Origin of the sequence: Brevibacterium senegalense (assembly GCF_000285835.1) — a bacterium.
Lineage (GTDB): Bacteria > Actinomycetota > Actinomycetes > Actinomycetales > Brevibacteriaceae > Brevibacterium > Brevibacterium senegalense.
On the sequence record NZ_HE978600.1, the window covers coordinates 587,265 to 604,001 of the forward strand.

General features: G+C 70.2%; 11 protein-coding genes and 1 tRNA gene. 2 read left to right on the plus strand and 10 right to left on the minus strand.

Annotation, left to right across the window (positions count from 1 at the left end; translation table 11 throughout):
- Positions 1–234: 234 nt before the first annotated feature.
- The 10 genes from thrB to guaB1 all read right to left on the minus strand — a co-directional run bounded on the left by thrB (position 235) and on the right by guaB1 (position 12,152).
- A complete protein-coding gene (thrB, locus tag HGBR_RS02810; RefSeq protein WP_019157807.1) occupies positions 235–1,182 on the minus strand; it encodes a homoserine kinase in 948 nt (315 codons plus the stop codon).
- A gap of 5 nt (positions 1,183–1,187) precedes the next feature.
- Entirely contained in the window at positions 1,188–2,276 is a 1,089-nt protein-coding gene (gene thrC, locus HGBR_RS02815; protein ID WP_019157808.1) for a threonine synthase, read from the minus strand.
- A 31-nt stretch (positions 2,277–2,307) separates the two neighbouring features.
- The gene (locus HGBR_RS02820; protein WP_019157809.1) at positions 2,308–3,618 is read right to left on the minus strand and encodes a homoserine dehydrogenase; all 1,311 of its coding nucleotides are present in this window, start codon (positions 3,616–3,618) and stop codon (positions 2,308–2,310) included.
- A gap of 10 nt (positions 3,619–3,628) precedes the next feature.
- Positions 3,629–5,053, minus strand: a complete 1,425-nt coding sequence (gene lysA / locus HGBR_RS02825) for a diaminopimelate decarboxylase (RefSeq protein ID WP_019157810.1) — start codon at positions 5,051–5,053, stop codon at positions 3,629–3,631.
- Between the two features lie 11 nt (positions 5,054–5,064).
- Positions 5,065–6,705, minus strand: coding sequence for an arginine--tRNA ligase (argS, locus tag HGBR_RS02830; RefSeq protein ID WP_019157811.1), 1,641 nt, complete (start codon positions 6,703–6,705; stop codon positions 5,065–5,067).
- Between the two features lie 121 nt (positions 6,706–6,826).
- A tRNA-Arg gene (locus HGBR_RS02835) sits at positions 6,827–6,899 on the minus strand.
- Between the two features lie 96 nt (positions 6,900–6,995).
- Entirely contained in the window at positions 6,996–7,934 is a 939-nt protein-coding gene (locus HGBR_RS02840; RefSeq protein ID WP_147522144.1) for a M15 family metallopeptidase, read from the minus strand.
- Positions 7,935–8,070: 136 nt separating this feature from the next.
- The gene (locus HGBR_RS02845) at positions 8,071–9,129 is read right to left on the minus strand and encodes a hemolysin family protein (protein ID WP_040364520.1); all 1,059 of its coding nucleotides are present in this window, start codon (positions 9,127–9,129) and stop codon (positions 8,071–8,073) included.
- Positions 9,126–10,487 (minus strand): hemolysin family protein, encoded by a 1,362-nt coding sequence (locus tag HGBR_RS02850; RefSeq protein ID WP_019157814.1) that lies wholly within the window; start codon positions 10,485–10,487, stop codon positions 9,126–9,128. Before HGBR_RS02850 ends, HGBR_RS02845 begins: the two co-directional genes overlap by 4 nt.
- Before the next feature lie 198 nt (positions 10,488–10,685).
- Positions 10,686–12,152 carry a GMP reductase gene (gene guaB1, locus HGBR_RS02855; protein WP_019157815.1) on the minus strand — a complete coding sequence of 489 codons (1,467 nt, stop codon included), beginning with the start codon at positions 12,150–12,152 and terminating at the stop codon, positions 10,686–10,688.
- Between the two features lie 98 nt (positions 12,153–12,250).
- Between guaB1 and HGBR_RS02860 the strand changes: the two genes are divergently transcribed.
- Positions 12,251–16,054: a multifunctional oxoglutarate decarboxylase/oxoglutarate dehydrogenase thiamine pyrophosphate-binding subunit/dihydrolipoyllysine-residue succinyltransferase subunit gene (locus HGBR_RS02860; protein WP_026077277.1), complete on the plus strand. Its 3,804-nt coding sequence runs from the start codon at positions 12,251–12,253 to the stop codon at positions 16,052–16,054.
- Complete coding sequence (locus HGBR_RS02865) at positions 16,054–16,665, plus strand: GDSL-type esterase/lipase family protein (protein ID WP_019157817.1); 612 nt, start codon at positions 16,054–16,056, stop codon at positions 16,663–16,665. Before HGBR_RS02860 ends, HGBR_RS02865 begins: the two co-directional genes overlap by 1 nt.
- Positions 16,666–16,737: the final 72 nt, after the last annotated feature.

Genomic DNA, 16,737 nt, shown 5'->3' on the forward strand with positions numbered 1-16,737 from the left:
GCACGGCGATGGATCGCACCTACGGTGCGTGTGGGGAACGGACGCAGACCCGTGGGGTCGAGGGCGTCCGACAGATGCTCCGAACGAAAGAGACTGACCGGTCCGAGGCGCTGAGGCCTGAACGGATCCGCATTCGGAACACCTCCACTGTACATCCCCGTGCGGGCCTCGCGCGAATCCGACCCTCCGCCGGACGGCGCCGCGTCTGCGCGCGGTCCCGTCAGGAGGTCGCACTCACGCGGACATGCGGCGCAGCGACAGGGTCGTCGCGCCGTTCTCCGCGATCGCGGACGGCAGCACCTGCGCGGAGTCCCCCGCCAGCGCCCGTGTGACGCGGTCGGCCAGATCGTCCCCCGTGCCCAGCACGAGGACCGTGGGACCGGCCCCGGACACGACGGCGGCCAGGCCCGCGGCGCGCAGCGCGTCGATCCGCTCGAGCGTGCCCAGCATCGCGGGGCGTCGGTACTCCTGGTGGAGCCGGTCGACGGTCGCGTCCATCAGCAGTGAGGGATCGTGGCAGACGGCGTGCACGAAGAGGCCGGCGATCGCGGAGTTCGCCGCGGCCTCGGCGTGCGGGACCGCGTCCGGCAGCAGGTCGCGGGCGATGTCCGTGTCGAGGCGCTCGTCCGGGATGACGACGGCCGCGCGCACATCCGGGTGGACCGGCAGCGAGATCGAGGAGGCGCGCTCGCGCTCCGGGTACCAGCTGATCGTCATCCCGCCGAACAGGGCGGGCGCGGCGTTGTCCGGGTGGCCCTCGAAGTGCGTCGCCCACGCGAGCTTCTCCGCCGCCGTGGGCTCCGGCAGGCCGGCGGCCACGCTCGCGGCGTCCGCGATCGAGAGGCCTGCGACGATCGCAGCCGCGGACGAGCCCATCCCCCGCGACTGCGGGATCGCATTGTCGCAGTCCAGCAGGAGGCGGTCACCGCCGGTGACCCCGCGGGCCTCGAGGATCTGCTCGGCGACGCGGAGGATCAGGTGGTCGCCGCTGCGCGGCAGATCGTCCGCGCCCTCACCCGTGATCGTCGCACGCTGACCCTGCGACACAGCGGAGTCGCTCAGTGTGGCGCGCACGGTGTCCGCGAATCCCAGCGCCAGGCCGAACGAGTCGTATCCGGCGCCCAGGTTCGCGGACGTCGCCGGGGCCGTCACCTCGACGGAGAACCCCTGCGGGATCGCCATTCCGCTCATGCGCCCTCGAGCCCCAGCTCGCGCGCCGCGCTCACCGCGTCGACCGGCACACGCGTGGGTGTCACCGCGCTGCCGTCGGCAGCCTTGAGCGCCCACTGCGGGTCCTTGAGACCGTGGCCCGTCACCGTCACGCTGATGAGGGCGTCCGCGGGCACCTGACCGGCGTCCGCCGCCTTGAGCAGACCCGCGACCGAGGCCGCGGAGCCGGGCTCGACGAAGATGCCCTCCGTCGAGGACAGGAGGCGGTGGGCGGCGAGGATCTCCTCATCCGTGACGGATCCGATCCGTCCGCCGGAGTCGTCGCGCGCCGCGATCGCCTGATCCCAGGAGGCGGGGTTGCCGATCCGGATCGCGGTCGCGATCGTCTCCGGCTCGTCGACGGGGTGGCCCAGCACCAGCGGTGCCGCACCCGCCGCCTGGAAGCCCCACATCTGCGGTGTCGAGGCCGCGAGGCCCACCTGCGCGTACTCCTGGAAGCCCTTCCAGTACGCGGTGATGTTGCCGGCGTTGCCCACGGGCAGGACGTGGATGTCCGGCGCCTGGCCCAGCGCGTCGACGATCTCGAACGCCGCGGTCTTCTGGCCCTCGATCCGGTCCGGATTCACGGAGTTGACGAGGTCGACGGGGTAGGCCTCCGACAGCTTGCGGCACAGGGTGAGGCAGTCGTCGAAGTTGCCGTCGACCTCCAGCAGCTGCGCGCCGTGCGCCACGGCCTGGCTCATCTTGCCCATCGCGATCTTGCCGGCGGGGACGAGGACGGCGGAGGTGAGACCCGCCTTCGTCGCATAGGCCGCGGCGGACGCGGATGTGTTGCCGGTCGAGGCGCAGATGACGGCCTTCGCGCCACGGGCGACGGCCTTCGTCATCGCCATCGTCATCCCGCGGTCCTTGAAGGACCCGGTGGGGTTCATGCCCTCGTACTTGATGTGGACGCGGGCGCCCACCCGCTCGGACAGCTGCCGGGCGGGGATGAGCGGGGTGCCGCCCTCCCCCAGCGTCACCGCGGGGACGTCGGCCCCCACGTCCAGCAGATCACGGTACTCCTCGACCACTCCACGCCACTGGTGGCGGTGTGCTGCTGCCATGCTTCCTGCTTCCCCCTGTGTTGTGGGCGCCTCAGGCGCCCTCGATGCGGAGCACCGACTTGACGGATTCGACGACCTCGAGTGCCGCGAGCGAGTCGACGGTCGCGGCCAGCGACGACTCCAGTGCGGAGTGCGTCGCGATGACGAGCTTGGCACGCGGTGTCCCGTCCGCGGCTGCGTCCTCCAGCCGCGTCTGCTGGACGAGCTCGATCGACACGCCCTCCGTCGCGACGACCTCTGCGACCCGCAGGAGGACACCGGGCCGGTCGAACACCTCGAGCGTCAGCTGGTACCGCGTCGTCACCCGCGCGATCGGCAGGATCGACCCGGATTCACGGACCTGCTGGGGCATCTGCCCGCGCCCGCCCAACACCTTGCGGCGCGCTACGGACACGATATCGCCCAGCACGGCGGACGAGGTGGGTGCGCCGCCCGCGCCCTGGCCGTAGAACATGAGGGAGCCCGCGGAGTCCGCTTCGACGAAGACCGCGTTGAAGGCGCCGGACACGGACGCCAGCGGGTGGTCGTCCTGCACGAGCGCCGGGTAGACGCGCGCGGACACGGATTCCCCGCCGTCCGGTCCCGTCACCCGCTCGCAGATCGCCAGCAGCTTGATCGTGAAGCCCTGGTCCGCGGCCGTGCGGATCATATCCGCGCTCACGCCCGTGATGCCCTCGACGTGCACGTCGTCCAGCGACACCGGCACCTGGAACGCGAGCGAGGCGATGATCGCGGCCTTCGCGGCGGCGTCGTGACCCTCGATGTCTGCGGTGGGGTCCGCCTCCGCGAAGCCCAGCTCCTGGGCCGTCGCCAGGGCGGTGTCGAAGTCCCACCCCTCCTTGGACATCTGGTCGAGGATGTAGTTCGTCGTGCCGTTCACGATGCCCATGACGCGCTGGATGCGATCCCCGGCCAGCGACACGGACAGGGGGCGCACGATCGGGATCGCACCCGCGACCGCCGCCTCGTACTCGATCCGCACGCCCGCGTCGTCCGCGGCGGTGATGAGCTCCGGAAAGTGCTGCGCCAGCAGCGCCTTGTTCGCGGTCACCACGCTGGCACCGGACGACAGGGCGGTCAGGATCCGCGTGCGGGCCGGCTCGATCCCGCCCATGAGCTCGACGACGATGTCCGCACCGGCGACCACGGCCTCGGGGTCGGTGCCCAGCAGCTCCTGCGGAATCCCGTCCCGCGGCCGGGACGCGTCCCGGACCAGGACGCCGGACAGTTCGAGTCGGGCGCCCACCCGGGCGGCCAGCGTGTCCGACTGGGTGAGGAGCGCACGCGCGACCTCCGATCCCACGACTCCCCCGCCCAGCAGGGCGATGGTGAGCTTCTCCATGATGCTCCTCTCAGTCCTCGGCGAGCGGGCCGCCGTCGCGGGCCAGCAGATCGTCGAGCGTCTCCGGGGTGATGAGCCAGTCCACGCGGTGGGCCTGGACGGCGAGCACGCCGGGTCGCGGCGTGAGGTTGTAGTTGGACGACAGCGGTTGGCAGTACGCTCCGGTGCCGGGCACCGCGACCAGGTCCCCGGCCGTCACGTCCGCGGGCAGGTACTCGTCGCGGACGATGATGTCGCCGCTCTCGCAGTGGCTGCCCACGACACGGACGACCAGTGGATCCGCCGTGGACCCGCGCGAGGCGAGCGTGCACGAGTAGTCCGCATCGTAGAGCGCGGTCCGCACGTTGTCGCTCATCCCACCGTCGACCGACACATACGTGCGCACGCCCGTGTCCGTCTCCACCGGCTTGACCGTGCCGACGGAGTAGAGCGTGAAGACGGACGGGCCCACGATCGAGCGGCCCGGCTCGAAGGAGACGGCCGGGAGGTCCGAGCCTTCCTCCGCACACGTCTTCGCGACCATCTCCGCCAGCTGCTGGGCCATGTCCGTGATGGGAAGCGGGGTGTCCTGCGACGTGTAGCGCATGCCGAAGCCGCCGCCCAGGTCCACCTCTGGCAGACGGACGTCGTGGTCGCGCTGGATCTGGGCGCGCAGGGCGACGATCCGACGGGCGGCGACTTCGAAGCCGGACCGATCGAAGATCTGCGAGCCGATGTGGCTGTGCAGTCCCAGCAGTTCGAGGTGCTCCGAGGCGAGGATGCGGTCCGCCGCCTGCCGAGCCGCGCCGGAATGCAGCGAGAGACCGAACTTCTGGTCCTCGTGCGCCGTCGCGATGAAGTCATGCGTGTGCGCCTCGACCCCCACCGTCACGCGGATCATGACCGGCGCGCGGACCCCGCGCTGCGCGGCGGCGGCCTCGACCCGATCGATCTCGTCGAGCGAGTCGACGACGATGCGGGCGATCCCCCAGTCCAGGGCGAACGCGATCTCCGCGTCCGACTTGTTGTTGCCGTGCAGGCCCACGAGGGACGGGTCGACGCCCGCGCGCTTCGCGGTCATGAGCTCACCCAGGGAGCACGTGTCGATGCCCATGCCCTCGGCGGCCACCCAGCGGGCGATCGCGGTGGTGAGCAGGGCCTTGCCGGCGTAGTACGCGCGGCTGACGGCCCCCACCTGGTCGAACGCGGTCGCGAAGGCGTCGACGAAGGCGCGCGCACGGGCGCGCAGGTCCTCGACGTCCATGACGTAGACGGGGCTGCCGTGGGTGCGGGCCAGATCCGTCACCCGGTGGCCGGCGACGGTGAGCACGCCGTCGCCGTCCTTGCGGACGTTCGACGGCCACAGGCTGGGCATGAGGTCGTTGACGGCCTCGGGGTAGGGCAGCCAGACGGGTGACGGCCCCGCGTGGAGGACGCCGGAGATATGGGCGGGCATTCAGGCTCCTGTCACATCCGGTCGGGGGCGCTGACGCCCAGCAGCTCGAGGCCGTTCGCCAGCACCTGCGCGGTCGCGCGGTCCAGCACGAGACGCGAGCCGTGGACGGCGCCCGGCTCCTCGTCGCCCAGCGGCGTCACGCGGCACGAGTCGTACCACTTGTGGAACAGCCCGGCCAGCGACTCGAGGTAGCGGGCGATGCGGTGCGGCTCGCGCAACTGCGCGGCCTGTGCGACGACCCGCGGGTAGTCGGCCAGACCGGCCAGCAGGGCGGCCTCGGTCGGCTGGTCGAGCGTCGAGGCGTCGAAGAGGTCCGCGTCGACTCCGGCGGCCAGGGCGTTGCGCTCGACGCCCCGTGAACGCGCGTGCGCGTACTGCACGTAGTAGACCGGGTTGTCGTTGCTGGCGCTGCGCAGGACCTCCGGGTCCAGCGTGAGCGGCGAGTCCGCGGGGATGCGGGCCAGCGAGTAGCGCAGTGCGTCGCGTCCCAGCCAGCGCACGAGGTCGCGCAGCTCGATGATGTTGCCGGCGCGCTTCGACAGCTTCGCCCCGTTGACCTTGATGAGCTGACCGATGAGGATCTCGATGTTGACGTCCGGATCGTCGCCAGCCGCCGCCGCGATCGCCTTGAGGCGCCCCACGTACCCGTGGTGGTCCGCGCCCAGCAGGTAGACCTTCTCCGTGAACCCGCGATCGCGCTTGTCCAGGTAGTACGCCGCATCCGCGGCGAAGTAGGTGGGCGCGCCGTCCGTGCGGATGAGGACGCGGTCCTTGTCGTCGCCGAAGTCCGTCGTGCGCAACCAGACCGCCCCGTTGTCGTCGTAGACGTGCCCCTGCTCGCGCAGCCGCTGGACCGCGGTGTGGAGTGCACCGGAATCGTGCAGCGACTGCTCGGAGAACCAGATGTCGAAGTGGACGTCGAACTCCGCGAGCGTGTCCTGGATGTCCTTCAGCTGCAGCGCGTAGGCGCGCGAGCGCACCTCGTCGCGGACGGAATCGTCGCACGAGTCCGCCAGCTGCGGCATCTCCGAGGCGATCTCCCGGGCGATGTCGACGACGTACTGACCGGGGTACCCGCCCTCCGGCACCTCCTGGTCCTTCATGCGGGCGAGGACCGAGTCCGCGAACACGTTCATCTGCGAGCCGGCGTCGTTGATGTAGTACTCGCTGCTGACGCCCGCACCCGCGGCCGCGAGCACGCGGGCGATCGCGTCGCCCAGGGCCGCCCAGCGGGTGTGGCCCAGGTGGAGGGGGCCCGTGGGGTTGGCGGACACGAACTCCATGTTGATCGTGCGACCGGCCATCGAGTCCCCGCGGCCGTACGCCGTGCCCGCCGCGACGATGTCCGCCGCGAGAGCGCCCGCGGCGGCCGCGGACAGGGTGATGTTGAGGAATCCCGGTCCTGCGACGTCCACGCGCTCGATCCCCGGGTTCTCCCGCAGGTGTGCGGCCAGGCCGTCGGCCAGCTCGCGCGGAGGCATCCCAGCGAGCTTCGCCAGCTGCAGCGCGATGTTCGACGACCAGTCGCCGTGGTCGCGGTTCTTCGGTCGCTCCACCACCAGTGCGGCCGGCGCGGCGATCTCCCGGCCGGTGGACGAGCTGTACGCGGAGAGTGCGGACGCGAGTGCGTCCTTGAGTTCTTCGGGAGTCACCCGCCCAGGATAGTGCGTGGGGCGAACCTGCGGACAATCGGGGATCCCCGAACGCGCGGCGGTCCGCGGGAACGGCGAAGGGCGGGACACCGTCCTACGGTGTCCCGCCCTTCGCACTGGGTGCCCGCGACAGGATTCGAACCTACGACCTTCTGCTCCGGAGGCAGACGCTCTATCCACTGAGCTACGCGGGCGGACGACTCCCCACCCTAGCACTGGCCGGGCGGTGAGTCACACTGAGCCGGACTGCTGCGTGCGAAGGATCTGTGAGGATCCTCACGCGACGGGGATCAGGCCCCGCGCACGTCCTTGCGGGCTGGCACGTACTCCCAGTGCCACGGCTCGTACTTGCTGGACTTCGCCCAGTCCGGATTCTCCCAGCCGTACTCCGCACCGTGCTCCACGAGCCAGTCGTACTGCTTCCCCGACGCCGTCGCGGCACCGCCGCCGAAGTCGATCGCGATGCCCCAGCCGTGCAGCGACGTGCCCGGTCGCGCCGCCAGGCCCGGCTTGCGGCCGGCGACGGACACCTGGGAGTCGAGCGAGCGGTACGTGTCCGTGAGGACCATGTCCTCCCCGGTCTCCGCCTTGTACGCGGCGTTCATCTTCGCGAAGGAGATCGCGGCGTCCGCGCGCAGCTTGTGTCCGTCGATCCCCAGATCGCACAGCCACTCGTCCGGGAGCTCCCCGTTGCTTGCCTCGCCGAACTCGACGTCCTCCGAGCAGCCCGGCAGGACCGTCTTCGTGATCGAGCGGCCCGCGGCCTGGGCGCTGTCGCCGGAGGCCGAGGGGACGGATCCGGAGGCGGTGCGACCGGAGGTCGCATCCGCGTCACCGGCCACGTCCGACGTGATCGTCTCCGCCCCCAGCGCGGTCAGCAGCGGAGCGCTGTCGTCGACCTCGACCGCCTGCGCCTGGCCTGCGCCGTTGCCGGAGATGAGGGCGACCGCCGCGGCCGCGCCGGCCACGGAGACGCCCGTCAGAGCCGTCGTCGCGACCGCGCGGCGTCGGCGCATCCCGCGCACGATCGACCCGTCGGAGCCGCGGAAGGCGACACCCTGCGCACCCACCTGACGGCGGGCCGGCAGCGAGGACGACGGCTCAGCCGGAGCCGACGGTGCAGCCGCACGCGCGGGACGGGGCCGCAGCACCGTGCGCCTGCCTGCTTCTTCAGCCATCCGGCGTTCGCGGCGGCTGGCGTACACCAGCGCGGCAGACTCCTGAGCCATTCATCACTCCAGTCAGATCGCGGTTCGAGCGCACCGCGATCACGCGGCAACCTCAATGTGTCACAACACTATAACGAGGCTGTTACATTGGCGTCCAATCGAGACGCAGTTGCAGGTCACAGGCGTGTCGGTGCTGTTACGACTGGGGATGACGCGCGTTGCGCTGCATCGCATCGTCCACTTCGCCCACCAGCTCCTCGAGGACGTCCTCGAGGAAGATGACGCCCACCGCACGGCCCTCGCCGTCCAGCACACGGGCGACGTGACTGCCGGCGCCCTGCATCTCCTGCAGCGCGTCCTCGATCTCCGCATCCGCGGCGACCGCCGTCATCGATCGGAACCTGCGCTCCTGGACGGGAGCGCGGTGCGATTCCTCGTCGTCCGCGTACAGCAGGTCCTTGATGTGCAGGTACGTGTCCGGGCTGCCGTCGCTGTCCGTCACGATGAAACGGGAGAAGCCGGTGCGTCCGATGAGCGCCTCGACCTCTTCCGGCGTCGCCGTCCGCTCGATGGTCACGAGCTGGTCGCGGGGCACCATGACATCCGCCACGGACTTGTCGGAGAACTCCAGCGCACCCTTGAGCAGACCGGAGTCATCGTGCAGCAGACCCTCGCGCTGGGATTCCGCGACGATCGACTGGACCTCCTCCACCGTGTACGAGGCGTTGACCTCGTCGCGCGGCTCGACGCCCAGGTGCCGCAGCACCCAGTTGGCGAAGGCGTTCATCGGGTTGATGACGAAGCGGAGGATGTGGCCCAGGAACACCAGCGGCGGAGCCAGGAGCATCGCCGCCTGCTGCGACACCGCGATCGCGATGTTCTTGGGGATCATCTCACCCACCACCACGTGCAGGTACGTGACGATCGAGAGTGCGAGGATGAAGGAGATGACGCCGGACAGCGACGCCGGGATGCCCAGCATCGCGAGCGGACCCTCGAGCAGGTGGTGGATCGCCGGCTCCGCGACGTTTCCGATCAGCAGGGAGCAGACCGTGATGCCCAGCTGGCAGACGGCCAGCATGAGCGACACGTGCTCCATCGCGTACAGCGTGGTCTTCGCGTTGCGCCGCCCCTCGGCCGCGAACGGCTCGATCTGAGAGCGCTTGGCAGACACGACCGCGAACTCCGCGGCGACGAAGAAGGCATTGCCCGCCAGCAGCAGGACCAGCCAGACGAGTCCCATCCAGTCGCTCATCGGGTCTCACCCCCCTGCGCGTCCGCCTGGCCCGCTGCTGCGCGCGTGCGCTGCCGGTCGTGGACCAGGTAGTCGGGGATGAGCCGCATGCGTTCGACCCGACGACCGTGCATGCGCTCGACGACGATCCGCGCCTCGTCGACGCGCACCTCGTCGCCCACCTCCGGGATGCGACCCAGCTCGAGCATGACGTAGCCCGCCACGGTCTCGTAGTCCGGTCCTTCGGGGATCTCGATCCCAGCCGCGTCCGTGACCTCGTCCACCCGCATCCCGCCGGGCACGATCCACGTGCCGTCACGGGCGGGACGGACACGCACGCGCAGGCGGTCGTGCTCGTCTGCGACCTCGCCCACGAGTTCCTCGACGGCGTCCTCGAGCGTCGCGACACCGGCGGTGCCGCCGTACTCGTCGACGACGACCACCATCTGGGTGGACCGCGACCGCAGGCGCAGCAGCAGTCGGTCCAGTGGCAGCGTCTCCGGCACCTGGGCGACCTCCGTCATGAGACCGCCGGCGAAGGCGTCCTGGCGGTTGTCCAGCGGCACGGACAGCGCGGACTTGATGTGGACGACGCCCACGATGTCGTCGAGCGACTCGTCAGCGACGGGGAACCGGGAGTAACCGGTGCGACGGGCCAGGTCGACGATGTCCGCCGCCGTGGAGTCTTTCGTGACGTTGACGGTCCGCGTGCGCGGGGTCATGACGTCCTCGGCGGTCAGCTCGGAGAAGCTGAGCGTCCGCTCCAGCAGGTCCGCCGTCTGCTCGTCGAGCTTGCCTTCGTCCGCGGAGTGGCGGACCAGCGCGGTCAGCTCCTCCGGCGAGCGACCGGCGGCCCCCTCCTCCTGCGGCTCGATGCCCATGGAGATGAGGACCTTGTTGGCGGTTCCGTTGAGGAACGCGATGATCGGACGGAACACGAGGGAGAAGATGTACTGGAAGGGGACCGCGATGCGCGCGGCGCTCATGGGCGCGGAGATCGCGAGGTTCTTGGGGATGAGCTCTCCCACCAGCATCGACAGGAGCGTCGTGAGGACCAGGGCGATGCCCAGCGCCACCCCCGAGGCAATCGATTCCGGCAGTCCCACTGCGCTCAGCACGGGAGCCAGCAGTGCGCCCACGGACGGTTCCATGAGGTAACCGGTCAGCAGTGCGGTGACGGTGATGCCGACCTGCGCGGCGGACAGCTGCGTAGACAGCTGCTTCGTGGCCTTCTGGATGGTGCCGGAGAAGGGGGCCTTCTCCTCCACCGCTTGGTCGACGGTGTGCTTGTCCAGGGTCAGGAGCGAGAACTCCGCGGCGACGAAGATGCCGTTGCCCAGGATCATGAGGAGGGCGAGGACGAGGAGCAACCACTCCATGTCAGGCGATCCCTCCCCGGGGGTGTGCGGGCCGGAGGGACTCCGGCGGGGAGGTCAGGTCGGGGCAGCCGGCTTCACGCCGGCACGGACTGTCACTCGTCATGCGAAGATACTATCGTGCGCGCGCGGCCCTCCCCCACCCGATCCGTCCCGTCGTCGCGGGTTCACAGCGGGCGCGCAGGCGCGGGCGGGCCGGGCTCACCAGCCGGCGGACACCGGACGGCCCTCCTCGTAGCCTGCAGCCGACTGCACGCCCACGACTGCACGGTCCGCGAACTCCGCGAGCGTCCGCGCTCCGGCGTACGTGCATGAGGAGCGGATGCCTGATGTGATCTCGTCCAACAGGTCCTCGATGCCGGGACGCTGCGGGTCCAGGGGCATCCGGCCGGACGAGATGCCCTCCTCGAAGAGCCCCTTGCGCGCCCGGTCGAAGGCGGAGTCGGTGCGGGTGCGGGCCGCGACCGCGCGGGCGCTGGCCATGCCGAAGCTCTCCTTGTACGGACGCCCGTCCGCGCCCGTCAGCAGGTCGCCGGGGCTCTCGTGCGTGCCCGCGAACCACGAGCCCACCATCACCTGCGAGGCACCGGCCGCCAGCGCCAGGGCGATGTCACGGGGGTAGCGGACGCCCCCGTCCGCCCATACGTGCGCGCCCAGCTCGCGGGCGCGCTGGGCGGTGTCGAGCACCGCGGAGAACTGCGGGCGGCCCACCGCCGTCATCATGCGGGTGGTGCACATGGCGCCGGGGCCCACGCCCACCTTCACGATCGTGGCGCCGGCCTCCACGAGGTCCTCGACCCCGTCCGCCGTCACGACGTTGCCCGCGACGATCGGCACGTTCAGGCCCGCGGCGGACACCGACTCGAGGACGTCGATCATCTTCTCCTGGTGACCGTGCGCCGTGTCGATGACCAGCACGTCCGCGCCGGCCTCGACGAGCGCCTCGGCCCGGCCCCGGGCATCGCCGTTGACCCCCACGGCCGCCGCGGTCCGCAGCCGGCCCTCCGCGTCCAGCGCGGGGGTGTAGATCGACGCGCGCAGCAGCGCCTGCGGGGTGAGCGCACCGATGAGTCGACCGTCGTCCAGCACCGGAACGAAATCGGCCTTCTGCTTCGAGAAGTCCTCATACAGCTCTGCCAGCAGAGTGCGCGACGGCGTCTCCGCCCCCTTACCCAGCTGATCGACGGCGACGGTGGGACCCGACGGGTCGAGCAGCGCGGACATCCGGGTGAAGCGGTCGACCGACTCCATCTGAGAGGCGGTCACCGTGCCCAGGAACCGGCGCTCGTCGTCCACGACGACGACCGCGCCGTGGGCGCGACGGTGGACGAGGTGCAGAGCCTCGAGGACCGTGTCGTCCGGACCCATCCGGATGGGGGTCTCCAGCAGCGGGTGACGGTCCTTCACCCACGCGAGCGTCTGCGCGGCGGCGTCCAGCGGGATGTCCTGCGGCAGCACCGCCAGTCCGCCGCGCCGGGCCATCGTCTCCGCCATCCGCCGCCCGGAGACCGCCGTCATGTTCGCCGCCACGACCGGGATCGTCGACCCGGTCCCGTCGTCCGTCTCGAGGGAGACCTCGAATCGGCTCGCCACCGATGAGCGGGACGGCACGAGGAAGACGTCGGAGTAGGTGAGGTCGTGGCGGGGGGACTCGGTGATGAATCGCATAGGCCCATTGTCACCCATGGTCTTCCCTCCACAGGCAGTCTCGTTAGACTGGGCGGCATTGTTGTGCCTCCCTACCGTGGAAGAGGGCGAATAGCGCCGTGTCAGTGAACACCCCCACGACCTCCGCAGCAGACTTCGGGTCGAATCAGTGGCTGGTCGAGGAAATGTACGAGCAGTACAAGTCCGACAAGAACTCCGTCGACAAGACCTGGTGGCCGGTCTTCGAGAAGTTCGAGGCCGCTGGCGGTGCGACGAACAACGGCGCCGCAGCGAAGGCGCCCTCGCAGAAGCAGGCCGCCGCTCAGAAGCCCGCAGGGCAGCAGACGACCGCTGAGGCGCCGAAGACGGCGGCGAAGCAGGGCTCCCCCCAGCAGGTGAGCCCCACGACCGCCCCCGCAGCGGCGAAGACCGCCGGAGCGAAGGACACGACGACCGACCGCGGCGTCACCCCCGCGACGGCGGAGGAGGAGACGGTCAAGGCGGAGTCGAAGTCGGCCGGGGCCTCGAACCTCCCGGCCCGCAACCAGGGCCGGGCGGAGGACGTCGAGGACGTCGTCACGAAGCTGCGCGGACCGGCGAAGCTCATCGCGTCCAACATGGACGACTCGCTCACGGTCCCCACCGCGACCTCGGTGCGCGCTCTGCCCGCCAAGGCGCTCATCGACAACCGCATCGTCATCAACTCCCACCTCAAGCGCACGCGCGGCGGCAAGGTGTCGTTCACGCACATCATCGCCTACGCGATGGTCCGCGCGCTGCGGGAGTTCCCCAGCCAGAACGTCTACTACGACATCCAGGACGGCAAGCCCGTCATGGTGCAGCCGGGACACGTCAACCTGGGCATCGCGATCGACGTGCCCAAGAAGGACGGCTCGCGCACCCTGCTGGTCCCCAACATCAAGAAGGCGGAGACGCTGTCGTTCCGCGCCTTCGTCGACGCCTACGACGACCTCATCGTCCGCGGCCGCGACGGCAAGCTGACGGCGGACGACTTCGCCGGCACCACCGCCTCACTGACGAACCCCGGCGGGATCGGCACCGTCCACTCGATGCCCCGCCTCACCGTGGGCCAGGGCACGATCGTGGGCGTGGGTGCGCTCGACTACCCGGCGGAGTTCCAGGGCGCCAGCCAGGAGACGGTCAACCGCCTGGCCATCTCGAAGGTCCTCACGCTCACCTCCACGTACGACCACCGAGTCATCCAGGGTGCTGGCTCCGGCGAGTTCCTCAAGATGATCCACGGCTTCCTGCTGGGCGAGGACGGCTTCTACGACGACATCTTCTCGTCGCTGCGCCTCCCCTACGAGCCGGTCCGCTGGGTACCGGACGTCGCCGCGGACGACTACGACGACGTCAACAAGACCGCGCGCGTCATCGAGCTCATCGACTCCTACCGGTCGCGCGGCCACCTCATGGCGAACGTGGACCCGCTGGTCTACCGTCAGCGCACGCACCCGGACCTGGACATCAACACCCACGGCCTGACCCTGTGGGACCTCGAGCGCGAGTTCCCCACTGGCGGCCTGGGCGGCGAGAAGATGCTGCCCCTGCGCGATATCCTGGGCATCCTGCGCGACTCGTACTGCCGCACCACCGGCATCGAGTACATGCACATCGCGGACCCGGAGCAGCGCCGCTGGTTCCAGGCGAACCTGGAGAACCGCCACGAGGAGCTGACCCGCGAGGAGCACGGCCACATCCTGGGCCGTCTGAACGCGGCAGAGGCGTTCGAGACCTTCCTGCAGACGAAGTACATCGGCCAGAAGCGCTTCTCGCTGGAGGGCGGTGAGTCCACGATCGTCCTGCTGGACGAGATCCTCAACCAGGCTGCGGACTCCGGCATGGACGAGGTCACGATCGGCATGGCCCACCGCGGTCGCCTCAACGTCCTCACGAACATCGCCGGCAAGTCCTACGGCCAGGTCTTCAGCGAGTTCGAGGGCATCCCGGACCCGGGTGCCGTACAGGGGTCCGGCGACGTCAAGTACCACCTGGGCACCAACGGCTCGTTCACCTCGCCCGCCGGCAATTCGACCAAGGTCTACGTCGCGGCGAATCCCAGCCACCTCGAGACGGTCAACCCGGTCCTCGAGGGCATCGCCCGCGCCAAGCAGGACGTCATCGATCCCAACCAGACCGGCTTCCCCGTGCTGCCGGTGCTGGTCCACGGCGACGCGGCCTTCGCCGGCCAGGGAGTCGTCGCGGAGACGTTGCACCTGTCGGAGCTGCGCGGCTACCGCACCGGCGGCACGATCCACGTGGTCATCAACAACCAGGTGGGCTTCACGACCGCACCGGCCTCCGCCCGCTCCTCGTTCTACTCGACGGACGTCGCGAAGATCATCAGCGCCCCCGTCATCCATGTGAACGGCGACGACCCGGAGGCCGTGTACCGCGCCGCGCAGCTGGCGTTCGAGTATCGCCAGGCCTTCAACCGCGACATCGTCGTGGACCTGGTCTGCTACCGCCGCCGCGGCCACAACGAGGGCGACGACCCGTCGATGACCCAGCCGGTCATGTACTCGCTCATCGACCAGAAGTCGACCGTGCGCAAGCTCTACACGGAATCCCTCGTGGGCCGGAAGCGGATCACGGAGGAGGAGGCGCAGGACGCGCTCGTCGACTTCCAGTCGAAGCTCGAGGCCGCGTTCGCGGAGACGAAGGAGGCGGAGAAGTCCCAGGGCTCGGACGCCACCGCCTTCGGCATTCACCAGGAGTCCCGCGCGATCGAGGGGCTGCGCACGCTGCAGACCGCGGTGTCGCGTGAGCGCATCGAGCAGATCGGCGATGCGTTCATGAACATCCCGGAGGGCTTCACGGTCCACAAGAAGCTCCGCAGCCTGCTGGAGAAGCGCCGTGAGATGACCCGCTCCGGCGGCATCGACTGGGGCTTCGCTGAGCTGCTGGCGTTCGGCTCCCTCCTGGCGGAAGGCGTCCCCGTCCGTCTGACCGGACAGGACTCGCGCCGCGGTACGTTCACGCAGCGCCACGCCGTGCTGGTCGACTACGAGAACGGCAACGAGTGGACCCCGCTCGCCAATCTGTCCGACGACCAGGGCCGCTTCTGGATCTACAACTCGCTGCTGAGCGAGTACGCGGCGATGGGCTTCGAGTACGGCTACGCCGTCGAGAGGCCGGAGGCCCTGGTCCTGTGGGAGGCGCAGTTCGGCGACTTCATGCAGGGCGCACAGTCGATCATCGACGAGTTCATCTCCTCCTCGGAGCAGAAGTGGATGCAGCGCTCCGGCGTCGTCCTCCTGCTGCCCCACGGCTACGAGGGCCAGGGACCGGACCACTCGTCGGCGCGCATCGAGCGCTTCCTGCAGCTGGCCGCGCAGGACAACATGACGATCGCGAACCCGTCCGACGGCGCGTCGTACTTCCACCTGCTGCGCCGCCACGCGCACGCGGAGGAGAAGCGACCGCTCATCGTCTTCACGCCCAAGTCGATGCTGCGCCTCAAGGCCGCGGCGACCTCCGTCGAGCAGTTCACCACCGGCGGCTTCCGCCCGGTCATCGCGGACGAATCGGTGGATGCCGGTCAGGTCGACCGCGTCGTGCTGGTGTCCGGCAAGCTCTACTGGGAGCTGCTGGCCGACCGCACGAAGCGGAAGGACGAGCGCACCGCGCTGGTCCGTGTCGAGCAGATGTACCCACTGGATCAGGAGGCCATCGACGAGGTCCTGGCGCAGTACCCGGCGGATGCCGAGCTGGTCTGGGCCCAGGAGGAGCCGGAGAACCAGGGCGGCTGGCCGTTCATGGCGCTCAACCTCCCCGAGCTGCTGAACGGCCGCGACCTGCGCGTCGTGTCCCGGGCACCGTCCGCCTCGACCGCGACCGGTCTCAAGCACATCCACGACGCGGAGCAGGCCGACCTGGTCGAGCGCGTCTTCGCACGCTGATGTCGCGCGCCCGCCAGACCATCGTCGTGGTCGGTGACCAGCTGGTCGCCGGCCACGGCGACGGTCGCGGACTGGGCTGGGTGGGACGCGTCGCCGCACGCACCTACCCGTCCGTGCCCACCGCTGACTTCTACACGCTCGCGGCACCGGACGAGGACTCGACCGGACTGGCGGAGCGCTGCATGCCCGAGGCCTCCCGCCGCTTCTCCCCCACCGCGGACAACCGCCTGGTGCTGGGACTGGGGGCCGCGGACACGGAGACCGGCATCTCCGTGGCGCGCGCCCGCCTCAACGTCGCCAACGTCCTCGACGCAGCGCTCACCGCGGAGGTCCAGGCCTTCGTCGTGGGGCCGGCGCCGGTGCGCGACGCGGACCGGAACCGCAGTCTGGCTGAGTTCAACACGGGCTATGCGGACGTGGCGCACCGACGGGGCATCCCCTACGTCGACACATTCACCCCGCTGCGCTCCCACCCCGTGTGGCAGCGGGAGCTCGCGTCGACCCGGGCCGGCACACCCGCGCAGGAGGGCTACGGGCTCCTGGCCTGGTTGGTCCTCCATCGCGGCTGGTTCGACTGGTTCGGAGTGGAGGACGCGCTGGCTGAGTCCTGAACCGGGCGACCGCGACCACCCACCCGCACCCGCGGCACCCGTCCGTCCGAAGTGGCGGGCCGGCCGGCGGTG

What these genes read in the sequence shown, in the direction of transcription:
- thrB (WP_019157807.1), bottom strand. Translation starts at nt 1,182, where the DNA reads ATGGCGATCCCGCAGGGGTTCTCCGTCGAGGTGACGGCCCCGGCGACG.
- thrC (WP_019157808.1), bottom strand. Translation starts at nt 2,276, where the DNA reads ATGGCAGCAGCACACCGCCACCAGTGGCGTGGAGTGGTCGAGGAGTAC.
- HGBR_RS02820 (WP_019157809.1), bottom strand. Translation starts at nt 3,618, where the DNA reads ATGGAGAAGCTCACCATCGCCCTGCTGGGCGGGGGAGTCGTGGGATCG.
- lysA (WP_019157810.1), bottom strand. Translation starts at nt 5,053, where the DNA reads ATGCCCGCCCATATCTCCGGCGTCCTCCACGCGGGGCCGTCACCCGTC.
- HGBR_RS02840 (WP_147522144.1), bottom strand. Translation starts at nt 7,934, where the DNA reads ATGGCTCAGGAGTCTGCCGCGCTGGTGTACGCCAGCCGCCGCGAACGC.
- HGBR_RS02845 (WP_040364520.1), bottom strand. Translation starts at nt 9,129, where the DNA reads ATGAGCGACTGGATGGGACTCGTCTGGCTGGTCCTGCTGCTGGCGGGC.
- HGBR_RS02850 (WP_019157814.1), bottom strand. Translation starts at nt 10,487, where the DNA reads ATGGAGTGGTTGCTCCTCGTCCTCGCCCTCCTCATGATCCTGGGCAAC.
- guaB1 (WP_019157815.1), bottom strand. Translation starts at nt 12,152, where the DNA reads ATGCGATTCATCACCGAGTCCCCCCGCCACGACCTCACCTACTCCGAC.
- HGBR_RS02865 (WP_019157817.1), top strand. Translation starts at nt 16,054, where the DNA reads ATGTCGCGCGCCCGCCAGACCATCGTCGTGGTCGGTGACCAGCTGGTC.